Source organism: Bacillus solimangrovi, assembly GCF_001742425.1.
Lineage (GTDB): Bacteria > Bacillota > Bacilli > Bacillales > Bacillaceae_N > Bacillus_AV > Bacillus_AV solimangrovi.
The window spans coordinates 25317-42601 of sequence record NZ_MJEH01000003.1; the positions used below are offsets into that span (position 1 = coordinate 25317).

The 17285-nt window shown below is 31.7% G+C and carries 17 protein-coding genes and 1 riboswitch; of the genes, 15 read left to right on the top strand and 2 right to left on the bottom strand.

Annotated features, from left to right (window positions below; genetic code table 11):
• The first annotated feature begins 151 nt into the window (after positions 1–151).
• Positions 152–253: riboswitch (purine riboswitch) on the top strand.
• Between the two features lie 155 nt (positions 254–408).
• The 9 genes from pyrF to BFG57_RS01245 all read left to right on the top strand — a co-directional run bounded on the left by pyrF (position 409) and on the right by BFG57_RS01245 (position 7718).
• Positions 409–1323, top strand: coding sequence for an orotidine-5'-phosphate decarboxylase (gene pyrF, locus BFG57_RS01205; RefSeq protein WP_069715636.1), 915 nt, complete (start codon positions 409–411; stop codon positions 1321–1323).
• A gap of 21 nt (positions 1324–1344) precedes the next feature.
• Positions 1345–2556 carry an MFS transporter gene (locus BFG57_RS01210; RefSeq protein WP_069715637.1) on the top strand — a complete coding sequence of 404 codons (1212 nt, stop codon included), beginning with the start codon at positions 1345–1347 and terminating at the stop codon, positions 2554–2556.
• Positions 2553–2816: a PqqD family protein gene (locus BFG57_RS01215; protein ID WP_069715638.1), complete on the top strand. Its 264-nt coding sequence runs from the start codon at positions 2553–2555 to the stop codon at positions 2814–2816. The genes BFG57_RS01210 and BFG57_RS01215 overlap by 4 nt, the downstream gene beginning before the upstream one ends.
• A 717-nt stretch (positions 2817–3533) precedes the next feature.
• Complete coding sequence (locus BFG57_RS01220; protein ID WP_069715639.1) at positions 3534–4265, top strand: CPBP family intramembrane glutamic endopeptidase; 732 nt, start codon at positions 3534–3536, stop codon at positions 4263–4265.
• Positions 4262–5065 (top strand): nucleotidyltransferase family protein, encoded by an 804-nt coding sequence (locus BFG57_RS01225; protein WP_069715640.1) that lies wholly within the window; start codon positions 4262–4264, stop codon positions 5063–5065. The genes BFG57_RS01220 and BFG57_RS01225 overlap by 4 nt, the downstream gene beginning before the upstream one ends.
• Before the next feature lie 40 nt (positions 5066–5105).
• Entirely contained in the window at positions 5106–5753 is a 648-nt protein-coding gene (locus BFG57_RS01230; protein WP_069715641.1) for a GTP cyclohydrolase II, read from the top strand.
• Between the two features lie 21 nt (positions 5754–5774).
• Positions 5775–6473, top strand: coding sequence for an SDR family NAD(P)-dependent oxidoreductase (locus tag BFG57_RS01235; RefSeq protein WP_069715642.1), 699 nt, complete (start codon positions 5775–5777; stop codon positions 6471–6473).
• On the top strand, positions 6470–7102 hold the full coding sequence (gene tmk, locus BFG57_RS01240) for a dTMP kinase (RefSeq protein ID WP_069715643.1): 633 nt from the start codon (positions 6470–6472) through the stop codon (positions 7100–7102). The genes BFG57_RS01235 and tmk overlap by 4 nt, the downstream gene beginning before the upstream one ends.
• Positions 7089–7718: a hypothetical protein gene (locus tag BFG57_RS01245; protein WP_069715644.1), complete on the top strand. Its 630-nt coding sequence runs from the start codon at positions 7089–7091 to the stop codon at positions 7716–7718. Before tmk ends, BFG57_RS01245 begins: the two co-directional genes overlap by 14 nt.
• Positions 7719–8564: 846 nt before the next feature.
• Here BFG57_RS01245 and rsiV read toward each other — a convergent pair.
• Together rsiV and BFG57_RS01255 are read right to left on the bottom strand one after the other, a co-directional pair.
• Complete coding sequence (gene rsiV / locus BFG57_RS01250; RefSeq protein ID WP_069715645.1) at positions 8565–9449, bottom strand: anti-sigma-V factor RsiV; 885 nt, start codon at positions 9447–9449, stop codon at positions 8565–8567.
• Between the two features lies 1 nt (position 9450).
• A complete protein-coding gene (locus BFG57_RS01255; protein WP_069715646.1) occupies positions 9451–9951 on the bottom strand; it encodes an RNA polymerase sigma factor SigV in 501 nt (166 codons plus the stop codon).
• A gap of 326 nt (positions 9952–10277) precedes the next feature.
• On the opposite strand from BFG57_RS01255, the gene BFG57_RS01260 reads away from it, so the two are divergent.
• The 6 genes from BFG57_RS01260 (at position 10278) to BFG57_RS01285 (ending at position 17257) form a co-directional block, all read left to right on the top strand.
• Positions 10278–10820, top strand: a complete 543-nt coding sequence (locus BFG57_RS01260) for a hypothetical protein (protein ID WP_069715647.1) — start codon at positions 10278–10280, stop codon at positions 10818–10820.
• A 16-nt stretch (positions 10821–10836) separates the two neighbouring features.
• The gene (locus BFG57_RS01265; protein WP_069715715.1) at positions 10837–11517 is read left to right on the top strand and encodes a response regulator transcription factor; all 681 of its coding nucleotides are present in this window, start codon (positions 10837–10839) and stop codon (positions 11515–11517) included.
• Positions 11514–12914 carry a sensor histidine kinase gene (locus BFG57_RS01270; RefSeq protein ID WP_083249001.1) on the top strand — a complete coding sequence of 467 codons (1401 nt, stop codon included), beginning with the start codon at positions 11514–11516 and terminating at the stop codon, positions 12912–12914. The genes BFG57_RS01265 and BFG57_RS01270 overlap by 4 nt, the downstream gene beginning before the upstream one ends.
• Before the next feature lie 288 nt (positions 12915–13202).
• Positions 13203–14033: an adenosylmethionine decarboxylase gene (gene speD, locus BFG57_RS01275; protein WP_069715648.1), complete on the top strand. Its 831-nt coding sequence runs from the start codon at positions 13203–13205 to the stop codon at positions 14031–14033.
• Between the two features lie 320 nt (positions 14034–14353).
• The gene (locus BFG57_RS01280) at positions 14354–15934 is read left to right on the top strand and encodes a response regulator (RefSeq protein WP_069715649.1); all 1581 of its coding nucleotides are present in this window, start codon (positions 14354–14356) and stop codon (positions 15932–15934) included.
• Between the two features lie 447 nt (positions 15935–16381).
• Positions 16382–17257, top strand: coding sequence for a HEAT repeat domain-containing protein (locus tag BFG57_RS01285; RefSeq protein WP_175428241.1), 876 nt, complete (start codon positions 16382–16384; stop codon positions 17255–17257).
• The last annotated feature ends 28 nt before the right edge of the window (positions 17258–17285 follow it).

The window sequence follows — 17285 nt, forward strand, 5'->3', positions numbered from 1 at the left end:
GAGAATACCATTTGTTTTTTCCTCAAATTAATAATAGAGATTTGATGTACGCTCCTCTTGGTCAAGATAGGAATTATAGAGACTTTTATACTCAAGTAAAAGTATATTTTGCTAAAATTAAAAACACATATTAATAAATCGGTCTTAATAATCTAAAAATTTAAAAATCGCTCGTATATTCTCAGTAATATGGTCTGAGAGTTTCTATAGGTTCCCATTGTAAGAGCCTACTACGAGATGAGCTGTTACTTTTTGATGGACAAATAAATGTGTCTAGAGAAGAAGGAGTTTATCTATGTAGTAAAAGATAACTCCTTTTTTGTATTTATTTTTAAATTTTTTAAATGAAATTTACAAATCATGCAAAGTGAACTTTTACATTAAAAACATAATGAGTGGTGATTATTTTTGAAACAATTTAGTGATTTACTAATTGAAGAGAGTATCAAAAAAGAGAGTGTTCTAGTAGTAGGATTAGACCCTCAAGTTAATAATATGCCAAATTATTTAATTAATAGACAAAATGAAAAGCTAAACTTAAATATTATTACAAATGCTATTTTGAATTTTAATAAAACCATTATAGATGTCGTACATCCGTATGTTGTCGCTGTAAAACCACAATTAGCTTACTATGAGATCTACGGTAGTTTAGGACTTCAAGTATTAGAACAAACTATCTCTTATGCAAAATCCAAAGGATTATTAGTAATTAATGATGCTAAAAGAGGAGATATTGGTTCAACAGCTACAGCATACGCTCAAGCATTCTTGGGAAATTCTCCAATTAATGGAGATGCTGTTACAGTAAACCCGTTTCTAGGTAGTGATGGAATAACACCTTTTATTAATGAAAGTATTCGTTATCAAAAAGGTTTGTTTATTCTTCTGAAGACCTCGAATCCATCCGCTTATGAATTGCAAGACCTCGAATTGAAATCTGGAGATTTAGTTTATAATGCTTTGGCATCATTAATAAAAAAGTTAAGTTCAGATACTATTACGGGGAAGTATGGTTATTCAAGTATAGGAGCTGTAGTTGGAGCAACATATCCAAATGTAGCTAAAAATATGCGTGAAATACTACCTAAACAACTATTTTTAGTACCAGGTTTTGGAGCACAAGGTGGAGATACAAGTAATTTAAAATACTTTTTTAATGCTGATGGTAATGGTTCTATTATTACTTCATCGAGAGGAATAATTTATTCCTATAAAAACGAATTACCTGAAAAATGGGAAACGATTAGCAAGGGAATTATGGAAGAAATAATTGAGGCAACAGTGATTCGAGCAAGAGATGAAATAAATAGTGTCCGGTAACTAAGGTAAGGTGGCTGTATTTTGAGGAAATATTCAAAGAATTTTATTGTTTTATTTAGTGGTCAAACAGTTTCTAACATAGGAGATCAGATATATTTAATTGCTTTACCTCTATTAGTATACGAGTTAACAAAATCAAGCTTCGATATGGGGACGATTTCAGCTATTAATGCATTACCACAGTTGTTTTTCGCCATTTTTGTAGGGGCATTTATAGATAGGTACAATAAAAAAAACATATTGTTAGTAGCTTGCATTATAGAGTTGATTTTAATATTGGCAATTCCTATTCTATTTTATTTGGATAGTTTAAGCATTTATCACATTTATATAATAGGTTTCATATACTCAACAGCAACCTTAATCTTTCTTACAGCATACAGAAGTTGTATACCAAGCTTAGTTGAGAAGAACTCCTTAATTGAAGTGAATTCTTTGATTCAAATGTCCTTAACACTTATTAAGATGATAGGACCAATTATTGCAGGGTTATTAATAGTGAATATTGGAATTGTTAAAGGGTTGATGGTTGATAGTTTAACATTCTTAATTCTATTTATTTGTATTATTTTAGTTAAGATACCACATTCAAAGGCTAATAATAAGGGTAAGACTACCTTCAAGGAAGATATAAAAGAGGGGATTAAATATACCTTTGGTAGCCCAGAATTACGTTTCATTAATTGGTTAGTTTTAATAGTAAACATTGGTATGTCAATTGGTCTATCATTAATGGTTTTTTATTTAAGAGGTGATAATAACCTCCTAGCCAATGATATTGGTTATGTCTATTCAATATCTGGAATAGTAGCATTCCTAATGACATTATCGGCGAAGCATGTTTCTAAAATTATGAAAAACTTACAAGCAATATCTTTATCTTGTAGCATTTCAGGAATCGGTTTAATAATGTTAGCATTTATGGACAATATTGTGACACTAGGAATTTCACTTGGGCTTGTTACAGGAGGAGGTACTCTAGCTACAGTATTTATTAATAGTACTTTACAGACAATTGTGCCCAATGAATTATTAGGTCGAGTATTTGCAACCGCTCAAATGGCATCCCGTGTATCTGTTCCAATTGCTCTAATGGTAGGTGGATGGGGGTCAGCATTTTTAATTGGAATTGACGGAATATTCGTAATATGCGGATTGATAATATTGTTATCTGCAATAGTCGCATTAGCTAGTTTGTATATAAAAGAAGGAAAAAAGGAAGTGAGAATATGAAACTAAAAAAACCTGTACTCGATTATTCGCTCTCTATTAAAAATCTCGATGCTGTTACATACCTAGTAAAGGGACAAAATGCCTGGGAAATTAATGAGGTAGCTGAAAGAATATGTTTACTTAGCGATGGGAAAAATACAGTAAGTAAAATAATTAACGAGATAAGTAAGCAGTATAGTGTCGATGAAAACGAGATAGAAACAGATTGCATGGATCTAATTGAGTATTTAAATAAACAAAATTTAATTAAACTTCATTAACATCTCATAAATCCAAAAATGTTATTAAGGAGGTGAGTTAGATGAACAAGTATGTTAAACCTGTAGCGGTTAAAGTAGAAACTCCATCAGCAGCGGTAGTTGTCCTACACCAATAATCTTGGTATTGCAAGTTAAACCAATACTATTGATGTGATAATACCAAATACATAGAATTTGAGGGAGGTGAGTAAAGATGAACAAGTATGTTAAACCTGTGGCAGTTAAAGTAGAAACTCCATCAGCAGCGGTAGTTGTCCTACACCAATAATCTTGGTATTGCAAGTTAAACCAATACTTTTGATGTAGTAATACCAAATACATAGAATTTGAGGGAGGTGAGTAAAGATGAACAAGTATGTTAAACCTGTAGCGGTAAAGGTTGAAGCTCCATCAGCAGCGGTAGTTGTCCTACACCAATAATCTTGGTATTGCAAGTTAAACCAATATTTTTGATGTGGTAATACCAAATACATAGAATTCGAGGGAGGTGAGTAAAGATGAATAAGTATGTTAAACCTGTAGCGGTTAAAGTAGAAACTCCATCAGCAGCGGTTATCGTTATCTCTCATTAATATGTGTCTTGTAAGTTAGTCCTATTTTCGTGGTGTAGCAAACAAGTTGTTTACCACATAAAATAGAAATCAATTTATAGTAAAAAGGCATCACTTCAATATTACTTTTGAAGTGATGCTAATGTAGATAAAGGTGTTGATTGCTATGCCAAACAAACAAAAGATTGGTATTTTTTTTTGGTTGATAATATTTATAGTCACCCTTTCATTAAGACAATTTGAAATATTAAAATTAGTAACTCTTTTAGGGTTGCCGCTATTGATAATGGGATTTGGTCCAATGTTTTATCAAAAAATATCATTGAATAGAAAATTCTGGTTTATTCCAATTGTTGTTTCAATAAATTTAGGTATTTTCTTTATTGATATTAACCCAATACCTTTCAATAGTTCCGTGATAACAATTGTATTATTAACTTTATTTATACCTATTATATTACTTATCTTCAGATTAAAAGAATGTTACCAGACAATAAAAACTACACAACTATTTGAACCCCTAAACAACACAGATTTTCTAAGAATGTTGTGCCAATCTATATTGTTGTTAATTGGAGAAGAAATTCTTTTTAGAGGTGTATTTTTCCAAACCCTATACAATGAAAAATATGCAGTTGAACTTATAGTTTTAAATATTCTGATCTTTGTGTATTATCACTATTTCAATCGTTTTTCTGCATCTATATATAAAACAAAAGATTATATTTTTCACGGATTATTAGCCATTAACTTAAGTGTTTTATACATATATACCCAATCACTTTTCTTATGTATTATAAGTCATTTTATTTATAATTCTATCTCTATTCTATCTCTATTATTACGCTCCTCAATATATCAAAATTTCAAAAAAAAGGGAGATGCAAGCTTACAATGAAAACAGAAGATATCAATCTTTTAAATAGTTATGATTTGACCGAAGAAAAAATCTTAGAAATTATTCCAACATATGATGAAGATGTAGTATTCCTGAGTGGATCCATTATTGAAGGTTTCGGAAATAAAGGCTCCGACTTAGATGTATATGTTGTAAGTAATAAAAATGACGTTTTAATACCACAAAGTATAAATTCTGTTGAGCTACCTTATGGTAAAGAATACACATTTTTAGGAAATAAGATCTTGATTAGCGCGATAGTAATTCAAGAAGAGGTATTTAAATCTCTTATAGTTGAAATTGATAAAAAAATAAAAAACAGGCAAATAAGTGTACTAGATAAAAAATCTATTGAATTGTATCATCGTCTACATTTAGGTTTGCCTATCAAAAATCAAAATAATTTTACAAAACTAACTAATTTACTCGACATAGGAACTTTCCGTCATAACCTTTGTAAGAATAGGCTTAGTTATAGTGAAAATAGACACGAAGATGCAGTAGGTGCATTAGAGTCTAAAGACTATTGGACTGCTTTTCTTAGTGCAAGAATTTCATTAGAAAAATCAGTGGAATCACTTTTATATATTAAGGGTGAAACAAATCCAAGTGACAAGTGGCTTTTCCGCAAATTATTTAAACATTTTTCAGCAGAAGAGGAGTGGGTTAAAGGCTTTCTTGAGCTGTATAGTGGAAATGGTGGTAGTAAAAATATACAAGAAAACACTGTTGAGATGATTCGTTTAGCCAATTCTATAAGAATGATGAGTTATACATTACTGAAATCCACAGATAATTGAAGAAAAAGAGATAAAAACAAACAAAGTGAGGTTTTTACTAATGGTACCTGGTGTAAGTATTAAAAACGTGGTAAAAGGGCGTTTAATGACTGTTTATGGGCCTTTCTCATTATATTGCTTTTCTATTTCAAATGATTTCGCAGACGGTGGAAAAGTCACTGAACACCTTGCTCTAGTAAAGGGAGAGGATTTTGATCCAAATCAGCCAACTTTTTGTAGAATCAATTCAGCTTGTATAACAAGTGAGGTCTTTAATTGTCAAAGGTGTGATTGTAAGTGGCAATTAGATAAAGCCATGGAATTAATATCAAGGGAAGGAAAAGGAATAATAACGTATCATTCTACTCATGAGGGAAGAGGACATGGATTAAGCTTAAAGCTACTATCATATAACCTAATGGAAAATGGTCTAGATTCTGCCGAATCTTATTCAAAGTTAGGATTAGGAGTAGCCGACATACGAGATTTTAGAGCGACAGCTTGTATTCTTGAATACTTTAATATAAGCAAAATTAAGATGTTAGGTAACAATAAAAGAAAACTTGAAGCTTTATCCAATTGTGGTATTGAGGTTATAAGTAGACACCCTTTAGTATACAACGGAACAAAAAAAGATATAATCACATATTTGTCAAAAAAAGCTAATGAACCAGATCAGGAGTTATTGAAGGATAATTTGGTTATATAATCCAACTATAAGGAGTAAAGTATGAGCAAAGGAAAGGTCTTAATCACAGGAGTTAGTGGTGATATTTCAAAAGCCTTAATACCACTATTATTAGAACAAGATTATGAAATAATTGGAATAGATATTAAACCACCATCTATAAAAGAGATTCAATTTTATGAGTGTGATCTAAGTAATGTTGAAGCAGTTGAAAAGTTTCTATTGGATACAGCTAGTCTTTGGATAGATGAAGTAGTAGGTATCGTCCATTTAGCTGGAATTTATCCAAATCAAAAAATGTCTAACTATAGTGTGGATATGTGGGAAAAAGTGCAAACGGTAAACGTAAAATCTATCTTTTTCTTAATCAACAATATTTTGAAGATTGGAACTGAATCGTTAGAATCAATTGTTATGGTTTCTTCTACTGCTGCAAAAGCTGGGAGTAAAGATCCTGCGTATGCAGCATCAAAAGCTGCATTAAATGGACTTGCTAAAAGTTTAAGTTTAACACTTGCAGATCAAAGAATACGTGTTAATACTATTTTACCAGGAATAATAGATACTTCTATGTCTCAGAGGCAGTCTGCTGAAAGAAAAGAGTATCATGTTTCTAATACTTTAGCAAAAAAAATAGGAACACCAGAAGAAGTTGCAAATGTCATTTTATTTTTAATTAGTAATAAGTCTTCGTATATTTGGGGAGCATCAATTGATATTAATGGGGGTATGACACTATGAGAGGACTATTAATAGCAGTTTGTGGATTAGATGGATCAGGAAAGACTACACAAATCAAAATGTTAGAAGAATGGTTTGTGAAAAATAATTTATCTGTTTTATTAACAAGACAGCCAACAGATTACTATAGACAAGATAATAGAGTACGTCAATATTTAGACTCGGGTGAATGTCCAGATATGCAAGCCATTGCTTTATTAGCTGCTGCAGATAGAAGATGGCACATGAAAACTTGTGTTGAGCCATCAATAAACGAAGGAACTAATATTATAACAGATAGATATTTATATAGTTCATTGGCTTACTTTAAAGTAAGAGGATTAGAACCAGAATATATTAAAGCTATAAATGGAGATATCCGTACTCCAGACGTAACAGTTTTTCTGGATCTGGAACCAGAAATTACGCTTAAAAGAGTTAAAAATCGTGATGGAAAATTAACTAAGTACGAAGAACGTGATCCAGATATGTTTAGAAATATCCGTGCAGCTTTTAAACAAGTCTTGCCAAATGAAGCTCTAATTTTAGACGCTACACAAAAACCAACAGATATTCATCAACTAATAATAAAAGAGGTAGAAAACAAATTGAAATTGATAGAGGAGGTGGAACTTTATGAAACTCGATAATCTTATGAATACCGTTTTTGAAACTAAAGCGTTAGAAAACGCTAGTAATATTGAAAAATTGAAGGAACTAGTAAGTGAAAATGTGACATTAGACAATGTTAGCTCTTGGTTACGTGATTTAAAAGAATCTCAAGACAGTGAATCTATTGGGTCTTTAGCTTCTTTGATGGAGCAACACCCATTAGGCTTTGAAAAGTATGTAATTTGGAAAAGTGAAACAAATGGTTCACGTGTACGCCTTCATTATTGGCCACAAACAAAATGGCCTATGGAAAGTATACATGATCATAGATTTCATTTTTGTGCAAAAGTATTAAAAGGATATTATATACATGAAGAGTATGATGTTAAAAACCTAGAAGGAGATTCAGTGGAAGTTTATTTGAAAAAGAAAGAAATTATTAATGCTGGTGATACATACTTTTTCCCTGCTGGCTCCTTTCACAGAGTAACGCCGAGTGAAGAAATGACAGTATCTTTAATAGTTCGAGGTGAACCCGTATTACCTTATTCACGGGTCATTAATCCTGATACTTTAAAAATGCGGAAAGCATATGGTGCTTTGCAAAAATTCCAAAGTAAAATTGCTAATTTAGAAGCGCAACTCACTAATTAAAGAAGCATTAAGGTTTATTAGATGTAGATTGAAATATATCTATAACACAGATTCTAAGTTTTGTAATTTAAAATTGCAATGAGTCCAACCGTCCACTACATATAGGAAGTGTCTCCCTTTTGAAAATTCTCCCCTGCAGTTAGACAGTAAAAATGAACAGGGTAAAATGCATTTAATAGTCTATCCTGGAGGGATTTTTTATAGTTAAAAAAGGACAAGTATAATAACTTATATTGAATAACTCAAACGTAAAGTAATTGTATTAAAAAAATATTTGATATTTTTAATTCTTGGCTAACCTATAAGTGAAATACCCAAAAGAAAGTCCTAGAGAAAATAACAATGTTAATCACTTTTTAACTAAAGAAAACAAGATTTTTGCAGCGAATGTTACCACTACTTTCCCTGTTCATTAAAGTTTTTTTGGTACAACTAAATATAAAAAATCTAAGGTTTAGCCTCAGACTTTATTTTTACCGCCATAGTAGTCTATATATTCATGTTGTTCTATCCTTAAACGAAAGATGGTTTTATAGCAAACATAAATTCGATATCTTTATCCGTAATTTTTATCTAACTTCTCTAACGCTTCGTATCTTTTAAATGAGACAGATTTGTTGAGAGTAGAGAGATGGAGTGAGTATTATGAATAGCATTTTCATAAACTTCATCGTCTAACTAATATAATTTCAAAATAACAAGCTTAGCATTAGTATATAAAAAACAGCTAAATCGAATTGATTCAGCTGTTTTTCTTCATTATTAAGGATATTATTTGAATCAAAATCAAACGAATAATTCAGTTTAGATTCAGTTCCTTTAACTATCTAACTCTTAGAGATTAGATTAATGAATATATGTTTCACTTACTAAAATGTCACTTAATACTTCAGTTGGGATAACAAATTCTACTGGTCCCATCGCTCCTGGTCCTACTTCATACTCATCAAACGAGATAACTAATTTTCCATCATTATTAATGTGGAATTTTTCATTCAAATCAAATTCTGCTATAGGATTGTAGTTCGGATCATCAAGGTAATATTCGTAAAAATATGAGTATTGATCAGGATTTGTTTCCATCTGTTTGACCATTTGCTCTTTAATATTTTCAGTTATAACGTCAATATAACGATCATCTTTAAATAGAAGTGGTAATGTGATCAGAATTTGGTTTTGTTTGTCGATCGTATCGTATTTCTTTTCAATTTTTGAAGAGCCTGATGAGAGTGTCGTTTCGAAAACACGCTCAATTGATAAGATCTGATCGTTATCAGCTTTTATTTCATAGCTACTATTTACAATAGATGTTTGTGCTTCATTCGCTTGTCTATTTTCCCACTCTTCATTGAATTCATCGTAGCGTTGTTTTGCTTCTTCAAGGTATTTACTATTCAAACTGTTTTCTAATGTTTTATCTTCAAGGTTTTCAACAGCTGGCACTTCGATATTTGCAATCCGTTCATCTTCGTCAATCGTAAATTCTCTAATGGTCAACACGTCAATTAATGATCCAACGACAGGAACTTTTGACATTGCATTTGCGATTTGAGGACTAGTGTTAATGCCTCCTACTACAAGTAAGACTGCTGCAGTTAGTCCTGAAATCAATATTTTCTTAATTGGTTTCTTTGTTTTTTGTTTTAAAGCTTTCTTCACAACAAAGTCAAGTTCATCTGGAATCGGTATCTCTTGATATTCTTTTTTTAGTTCTTCAAATTTACGTTCCATGTTACATGCCTCCTGTAGAATCAGCTAGTTTTTTCTTTAAAATGTCTAATATTTTATATAGCCGAGTCTTCGTTGTATTGACGTTCATATCTAATATTTCTGCAATCTCTGTTATCTTTAAATCCTCAAAGAACCTTAATGTAATGAGTGTTTGGTCTTCAGCAGATAATTCAGTTAGAGCCTTTTTTAAATCGAGATTAGAATACACATCAGGCTTGCCAGGTATAAGAAATTCGAGTGTTTCATTGTCAGACAACTGCACCTTTTTTCTAGTTCTTAGAAAATCAAGAGCAGTATTGACAACAATGCGATAGACCCAGCTTTTCACTGTTTTCGGATCATGAAGTGAATCTTGTTTCTTAAGCGCTTTATGAATTGAATCTTGTACGATATCAAGTGCATCTTCGGAATTTTTTACATAGCTATATGCAAACCGATAGAGATGTTCTTTATTTTCAATTACAAATTCTTTAATTACATTTTCATTTTTGTTTTTAAACATGCATGTTTTGTCCTTTCCCCTAATTGATTAGCTATCTAAACATAAGACGGAAAGAGGTGAGAAAAAGTTGGAGTAGTAAATTTTTAACAATTTAACATATGTGTGGAGTTATGAGGAAGGCTGTTGAGAAGTAGTTTTGTATCCTAACGGTTTTGTTCGTTTTTATGCTGAACAATAATGTATGAGTAATAAAGAGTATTGACTTCAAATTGTAATCTATAGAATCTATGATATAAGCTTCTCATTGAATTCTCATTTTCTTCTTTCCTTCTTTTCATACTGCTTCTTTATCATTAAAAGTGAAAAGTTAAAGGAGGGAATTAATAATGAGAAAAAAAGATTCTCGTAAGTTCATTATTCTTAAATCTTTTTTTATAGTCGTGCTAGTCGTTAGCTCGTTCCTTACTATAATTAGTTTAATGAATAATGTTGTTCCTAGCTTAATAGTAAATGAACTGCAAATAGTCGATGTTTTTTTAACAAAAGTTACAATTATATTTTCAATTGCTGCAATTGCATTGTTATTATTCCGTAAACTATGGATGCCAATTAGAAAAGACCAAAATAATGTCTCAAATATAATGAGAAAAAGTTGGCTTTTCCTGAAAAAACGTCACGTGTTATTTGGATGGATTACAGCCGCCGCTGCAACAGCTCATAGTGTTTACTTTTTAGTTTTTTTACCTGAACAAATGGATGTAGTAGTAAGTGGGTCAATCGTTGCCATTATTATGATTATTCTCGTTATACTGGGGCAATATTTAAATAATAAAACTAAATTAAATCCATTGATTGGAAAAGTGCATCTTTGGTTAGGAGTTATCTTTTTTATTTCATTAATGTACCATTTTGTTGATTCACATGGATAACGAAAAAGGAGATAAAATGCCACGTATATTAATTGTCGAAGATGAAAAAAGCTTGGCCCGATTTATTGAATTAGAACTGCAATATGAGGGATTTGACACACAGGTTGTTACAGATGGTAGAGAGGGTTTGACACTTGCGTTAAATGAAGAATGGGATTTACTATTACTTGACTTAATGTTACCAAATCTTAATGGGATTGAAATTTGTCGTAGGGTTCGCGCAAGTAAAGATACACCGATTATTATGTTAACAGCTCGTGACAGTGTAATTGATCGAATTTCTGGACTTGATAGCGGTGCTGATGATTATTTAGCAAAACCTTTTGAGATTGGTGAATTATTAGCCCGTATTCGATCTTTGTTTAGACGTATTAATAGAAACGATGAAAGTGAAAAAAATAATCAACTTTCTTTTCGAGATTTGTTTATAGACCAAGATGCATATATCGTTACACGAGCAGGCAATATTATTCAGTTAACGAAACGGGAATATGAATTATTAATTATCTTTATGAAGAATATTAATCGTGTGTTAACGAGAGAAATGTTACTCGATCTAGTTTGGGGATATGAATCTATTGTAGAAACAAATGTAGTTGATGTGTACGTTCGTTACCTACGTAATAAGTTAGATCCAGATTCTTCATCTCGTTATATTGAAACGGTTAGAGGAATAGGTTATGTGATGAGACAATGAAAGGTGTAAAATGGTTAATAAGTAAACAGAATTCATTGTCTTTAAAATATAAATTATTGTTGTGGTCATCACTCTGTATGTTCATCTTCTTTTTATTATTTAATCGAATATTATTTGAAGTAATTTTATATGAGTTTAAGGAACAGCAGCAAGAAGAAATGGCTAAGAAGGCACAAACTGTAAGTACTCTTTTTTCAATCAATGATGATGAGGATAAAGTAAATAAATGGTTAACCGATATGGTGATTAACGGTGAGCGTATTAGAATTATTGATTCAAGCAACATGGTACACTATGAAGCATCCTCTCTATATAACACAAATGTTCCAGACGCTGTTTTTAAGAAGGATTCTTCCTTTCGTAAAATAAAAACGAATGATTACGTGCTTTATGTCTATCGTACACCTATTACCACAAATAACTTTACAGGAACAATAGAAGTTTCTTGGAATATGAAAGTAATCATGCATGATATTATTGAGTCGATGCAACGAGTTTTGTTTTGGGGAGGTACAGCTGCAGCAATTGTAAGTGGCCTTGTTGGCTTTATTCTTTCAAGACAACTACTTTTGCCTTTAAGAGAGATGGTTCGTACAATGAACAACATTTTACAAAAAGGACTTAATGAACGGATGCCACTGTATCAAACGAAAGATGAGATTGGGCACCTTACTAACATGTTTAATGAAATGATGGATGAGGTTGAAGATTCATTTAATCAACAAAAGCAATTCATTGAAGATGCTTCACATGAGCTTCGCACTCCTGTAACAATTCTAGAAGGACATTTCAACTTACTAAATCGCTGGGGGAAAGATAATCCAGAAATTTTAGAAGAGTCATTAAGAACTTCTATGCAAGAAGTTAAGCGAATGAAACAGCTAGTGACTTCTTTATTAGAACTTACTAAAACAGACGTAGAAGAGAAAACGTTCCCTAAGGAAATTATCAATCCCTATGATAGATTAAAACAACTTATTGAAGATTTTAATCCTATGTACCCTAATATTGCTTTTTTTCTTCATGAAGATGATAAAGACGTTGCAATTTTAATTGATGGACAACAATTTGATCAAATCTTCCGTATTCTTGTGGATAATGCACTGAAATATTCAAAAAGTGAAGAGATTATTCTTAATATATCAAAGGTTAATGAGCATATTCTCCTTTCTGTTATAGATAAAGGTATCGGAATTTCTCCTGAACATTTGCAGAACTTATTTAACCGCTTTTATCGTGTTGACCAATCACGAAGTAGGGAAGAGGGAGGCAGCGGTCTCGGCTTATCTATTGCAAGAAATTTAGTTAAAAAATATAAAGGTACTATAGAAATTCAAAGTGAAGTTGGAGAAGGAACTGTTGTTACAATTTCATTTCCAGCCGTCTATATTAGCTAATGTCAATATATTGTTTTGAAATGTTCAATGAAAAATTCGTTTGACAATGCATGAGTAAGATTAAAATAGAAGCTACCAGCTACAGGTGTAATCCCATATTAGATGAATCAACATAACTTTTACTAGCACAATGCTCATGATGAACTTTGTGCTTTTTTATTTTCCATAATAATGGGTTCTCATCAAGTTTATGATTTCAGTATTGATTTTAGTAAGTAAAGGAATAGAAATGTGATAATGAAACAATGATAAGGTTATTGAACCATTGTCGAGAAAGGCGTGTATCAGATGGAACTAACACCTAAACAACTTATCGAATTACATGGATTTAATAACCTTACAAAGTCTTTAAGCTTCAATATGTATGACATATGTTATACAAAAACGAGGGAAGAGCGTGAAGCCTATCTTACTTATATTGATGAGCAATACAATGCGGAGAGATTAACGAAAATTTTATCTAAAGTAACAGAAATTATTGGGGCACATATTTTGAACATTGCTCAGCAAGATTTTGAACCACAAGGAGCAAGTGTGACGCTTCTTGTATCTGAAGTACCTGTAGATGAATCTCCGAATGAAGCATTTGAAGAGTCTCCAGGACCTATACCAAGTTCAGTTGTAGCACAGTTGGATAAGAGTCATATCACGGTGCACACTTATCCAGAATATCATCCAGATGATGGAATAAGTACGTTCCGAGCTGATATTGACGTATCAACATGTGGAGAGATTTCGCCACTTAAGGCATTGAATTATTTAATCCATTCGTTTGAAACAGATGTCATGACAATCGATTATCGTGTACGTGGTTTCACTCGTGATGTGAGTGGTTATAAGCTGTTCATCGATCATGAAATTAACTCGATCCAAAATTACATACCTAACGGAGTGAAGCAATACTATGACATGATCGATGTGAACGTTTATCAAGAGAATATCTTTCACACAAAGTGTAAGTTAAATCAATTTGACTTAGATCATTACTTATTTGGTTATAAGAAAAGTACATTATCTGACAGTGAACAGGTCGAAATCGAAGAGAAGTTGAGAGCGGAGATGGACGAAATATTTTACGGTAAGAACATGTATGGTAAGGAAATGGCGTCCAAAAATTGATTTATGATGTGTGTGAATTTAAAACGAAAGACGGTTACTATGTAAGATGTTAGTAATCGTTTTTTTATTTGGAATGAAATTATAGGTTAGGTTCATTGCTATTAACAGATTAATAAAATTTTATTAATGAAAGCTTTTCTCGTAAGCTCTTAACAACTGATAAAGTTATAAGAAAAATAAGGTGAATTTTGAATTTACGTATTTAAGTAATTAATGGTAAGTGTCATAATTTAAGTTTTTTTTAAGTTTAATCATGTATACTTTCTAAGAATATAATTTCATCATTTGTTATTTCGAAAGCAGCGAGAAGGGGTTGCGAAATGTGGGAGAAAGAACACTATCTTAAAGATATTGAAAAATCATTAGTGAATGCTCATCAAAACATCTTAAAAATGCCTAGAGTATTTTACTCAAATAAAAAAAATACGACAGAACTATATCACATTATCCAAAGATTAAAAAACTCTAGTGCTGTGTTTCAAGAAAAAGAAATTCATGAAGTTACATTGTATTTATTAAGAAAATTTGTTAAAGATGATTCTAATTTTATTTTGAAATTAGGTCAAGAAAAGGCAGTTTTCCAAGGAATCTACACTCTTTTAAATATGTTAGGGAAGCATAATATACAACCAAGGCATACATTATTAAAAGACAATGACAGTAACTTGAAAATGGTTGTTATTGATAATGATGATCCATTTCTACAGACTATTCGTGAAGAGGTAGTGAGTGATGGTGAGGAATGTCATTGTTATAGTGATGTTATTTCTATTCAAGAACTTATTTCTATAGATCCCGACGTAATCGTTGTCAATATGTTGTTGCCTAATAAAGAGGGATTTCAATTTATTGAACGAGTTAGAGAGCACAAACTAACAAAAAGTATACCGATTATCGCAATCACTCACTCATCAGAAGAAGCACATTATGAAGCAATAATTAGTAGTAGTGTAGATAATTATTTGAGAAAGCCTTTTTCAAGTTCATTATTAGTGAACTGTGCACACTTTTTAGTAAAGCAATTAACGTGGCGAAAGCATAAATTAGGGAACATGATTCAAGAACATCAGTTAGAAATGACTCAACTTATACACAAAGAATGGATGCGTTTTGTTCGATTTCATTCAGAATTTTGTCTTATCTATCTTAACTTCGAGATTCATGGGACTGAAACAGTTGATAATTATCTATATCAAGTATATGAAGAGATAAGACAAACATTAAGAAAGTATGATGACGTGAAAATGTGGAATAATCATTCAATGGTGATTTTATTACCGCAAACAAATTTGCAAAATGGTAACCTTGTCTCACGAAGAATAATGAATGTATTACAAACAATGTCACTTGGTGAGGCTTTACAATCTCAAATAAGAATAGGTGTGATGGAGAGTGAGCTCTCATTAAAAAGTGAGCAAAGTATGATAGAGAGGTTTGAGGAGAAGTTATTGAAGAAAACAACTCCATTTGGATTACATGTGTTTCCATTGTTAACTTTAGGTTTAGAAGAAATAGTGGATAACAGTGGAAGAAAAAAAGTACTTATTGTAGATGATGATTTAATCACAACATCTCTAATTCAAAACCACCTTTCAGATGAGGAATGGGAAGTGGAAATATGTACAAATGTAAAGCGGGCTATTGAGTTAGCGGTTACATTTAAACCAGACTTTATTATAAGTGAGTTGAAGATGAGTGACTTAGATGGTTATTTCTTCTGTCATCAGATACGGCAATTTCCTCAACTAAAGGATACAGATTTCTACTTCTTAACATATCAAACATTGCCTCAGCATATGGTTCGTGCTTATGAAGTTGGTGCAGATGAGTATATGACTAAACCATTTTCAGTTCATGTGTTAGCAGCTAAGATGAGGAATGCACAAATAGAAAGGTTGTAGTTTAGAAAATATGATCGATTAGTTGGACTAATCAAGTGACTCTTCGGACTTTTATAACATCTCAACTAACGCTAGGGTTATTTATGCATAGATTAGGAGAGTTAATTGAGTGTAATTTAGAACATTATCGATTTAGCTAACTGCGATTGAAGAATGAGGTGAATCCGCCATGATTGGGGATTTGTAAAAAAATGTAATCTTTCTACATTCAAATAGTACAAATTTGGCTTAAAACTAATGGAGTAGATTGTCATGATTATAACGCTTTATTTTATATTGTTAAGCACATTGTTATTTACCATTATTATATTTTTATTATTTGTTTATTTACTATCGAAAAAATTATATATAAATCATCGTTCTAGGAAGAGTAAAAGGTTTTACAGTCGTGTTTATCCTGTAATAAGTCTTTATGTCACTGGTGATAATAATTCGTTAAGGCTAACGATGTCGAGTGTAAAGTGGAAACGAGATATTGTAAAACAAATAGTGCTCGATATTGTTGATGTAATCAATAGTGATGAAGAATTAAAACGATTAAATGAGGTTGCAAATTATATAGGAATTATCGATGAGATAGATACTATGCTGCAAGACAAAAGGTGGTGGATAGTTGCAGGTGGAATTTTGAAAGCAGGAAGGATGCAGCAAAAGAAGTTCATACCAATCATTAAAGAGTGTATGTATGCAGACAAATTTGATTTGGTACATTTGTCAGCAAAGGCATTATGTCAAATGGGGGAATCAACTCATGTTGTTGATTACCTTATCAAAAATGAACAACATTTGAGTAAAAAAGTGATTGTTAACTTAGGAGATATGTTAAGTCATAAGACAACTGATGATAAACAAGTTAAGTGTATTGTAGAGAATTTCAACAATGTTTCACCTAAGTTGCAAAGTCTTTTTATAGAGGTATTAGGAAAGAGAAAAGTTGCTTCTCAACTTCCTCTAATTACATCTCTTCTAAATGATGAAAATAAAGAATTACGATTGAAAGCATTGCGGTCGATCGGAAATATTGGCATCACATTAGTCGATGAATCAGTATTTAAATTGTTGTCATCGGATGATTGGCAAGAACGAGTGTTAGCAATTTTCGTTATCCGAAACTGTAAGCTTGAACGAGCAATTCCAATACTAGTTGAAGAGTCCCTTCAGGATATGAACTGGTGGGTACGTGTAAGGTCTGCACAAGCCTTAGCTTCTTTCGGAGAGTTAGGGCATAAGAAATTGGAGTGGGCAAGTCAGTTTCATGAAGATGCATATGCTAGAGATATAGCCAAAAAAACACTTCAAGAAATAAGTATGATTCCTGGGTGAAAATTACTAGATAGTTAGTGAAAAAGAG